The organism is Protofrankia coriariae (assembly GCF_001017755.1).
In the GTDB taxonomy this organism is placed as follows: Bacteria; Actinomycetota; Actinomycetes; order Frankiales; family Frankiaceae; genus Protofrankia; species Protofrankia coriariae.
This window is the reverse complement of sequence record NZ_JWIO01000014.1, coordinates 132,088-133,752: the sequence shown is the minus strand read 5'-3', so window position 1 is coordinate 133,752 and position 1,665 is coordinate 132,088. Positions and strand designations below refer to the sequence as shown.

Annotated in this window: 1 pseudogene (only partly in view); it reads left to right on the top strand. The window is 71.6% G+C overall.

Features of this window, described 5'->3' with window-relative positions:
• A pseudogene (gene mrdA / locus FrCorBMG51_RS10610) lies at positions 1-1,665 on the top strand (penicillin-binding protein 2) (its annotated part extends 398 nt beyond the left edge of the window); the annotation flags it as partial.

Genomic DNA, 1,665 nt, shown 5'->3' with positions numbered 1-1,665 from the left:
GCTCGCCCTACCAGCCGGTCCCGGTGGCCAAGGACGTCTCCGCGCAGCAGGCACTGGCGATCATCGAACATCCCGACCGGTTCCCCGGGGTCTCGGCCGACCTGCAGGCCGTGCGCGAGTACCCCCAGGGCTCCCTGGCCGCGCACGAGCTGGGATATCTCAGCCCTGTCACCCAGAAGCAGCTCGACGCCGACGGCGCCAGCAAGGGATACCACCAGAACAGCCTGGTCGGTGTCGCCGGCCTGGAGAACACCTACGACACGGACCTGCGGGGCGCCGACGGCGTGCAGCGGCTCGAGGTCGACCGGTTCGGGCGCGTCGCGGGCACCGCGTCGGCCACCGCGCCGCGCAGCGGTGACAACCTCGTGCTCTCGCTCGACACCGGCGTCCAGCAGGCGGTTGAGCAGACCCTGCAGAAGACCCTGGACTCCCTCGGCGGCGAGCGGGCGCGCACCGCCTCCGGTGTCGTGCTCGACGCGAAGACCGGTCGCGTGATCGCCATGGCGAGCCTGCCCTCCTACGACCCGTCGGTCTTCGTCGGGGGCGTCTCCGAAGCCGACTACAGGGCACTGTCCGACCAGGCCAACGGGATTCCGCTGCTGTCGCGGGCGTACCAGGGCTCGAGCGCGCCAGGGTCGACGTTCAAGCCGGTGTCGACCCTGACCGCGCTGACCAACCTCAGCGCGTCGACCACCAAGAAGTACGACTGCGCGCCCAGCCTGCAGATCGGCACCCAGACCTTCCACAACTTCGAGGGGTCGTCCGCCGGGCCGGTCACCCTCCACCAGGCCCTGGTCATCTCCTGCGACGTCATCTTCGACCAGTTCGCCTACGAGGCATGGCTGGCCGACGGCGGGCTGCGCAACGGGCGCGGACCATACCGGGATCCCGACGAGTACTTCGTCAGGATGGCCCGCGCCCTGGGGTTCGGTAGCCGCACCGGCATCGACCTGCCGGGCGAGACAGCGGGGTCGGTCGTCGACCGGGCCGGCGCGAAGGCGATCTGGGAGGAGCTGAAGGACTCCTACTGCCGCCGGGCCCGCAACGGCTACCCGGAGGTCACCGACCCGGCCAAGGCCGAGCGGTTCCGCCGCTACGCAGCCGAGGCGTGCGTCGACGGCTACCTGTACAACGGAGGCGCGGCGGTCCAGTTCGCGATCGGGCAGGGCCAGTACCTGTCGGTCAGCCCGTTGCAGCTCGCGGCCGCCTACGCCGCCATCGCCAACGGCGGGACGCTGTACCAGCCCAGCCTGGCCAAGGCGGTGATGGCCCCGGACGGCCGCGTCGTACGGGCCATCGAGCCCAGGGTCGCAGGCAGGCTTCCGGTCGCGCCCGACTCGCTGGCCTACATTCGCAACGCCCTGCACGGGGTGACCAGCGAGGGCGGCGGGACCGCGACCGGGGTGTTCGCGGACTGGCCGAACGACACCATCCCGATCGCGGGCAAGACCGGTACCGCCGAGGTGGAGGGGGCCGGGGACACCTCCTGGTTCGCCTCGTTCGCGCCCGCGAACGACCCGCAGTTCGTCGTCGTCGTGACCGTCCCGGACTCCGGGACCGGCGCCGAGTACGCGGCTCCGGCCGTCAAGGCCATCTACCAGAGCATCTACGGCATCGGACGCCCCGCGGCGCTCGCCGACGGCAGGCCGCCGTCGCAACTGCCCC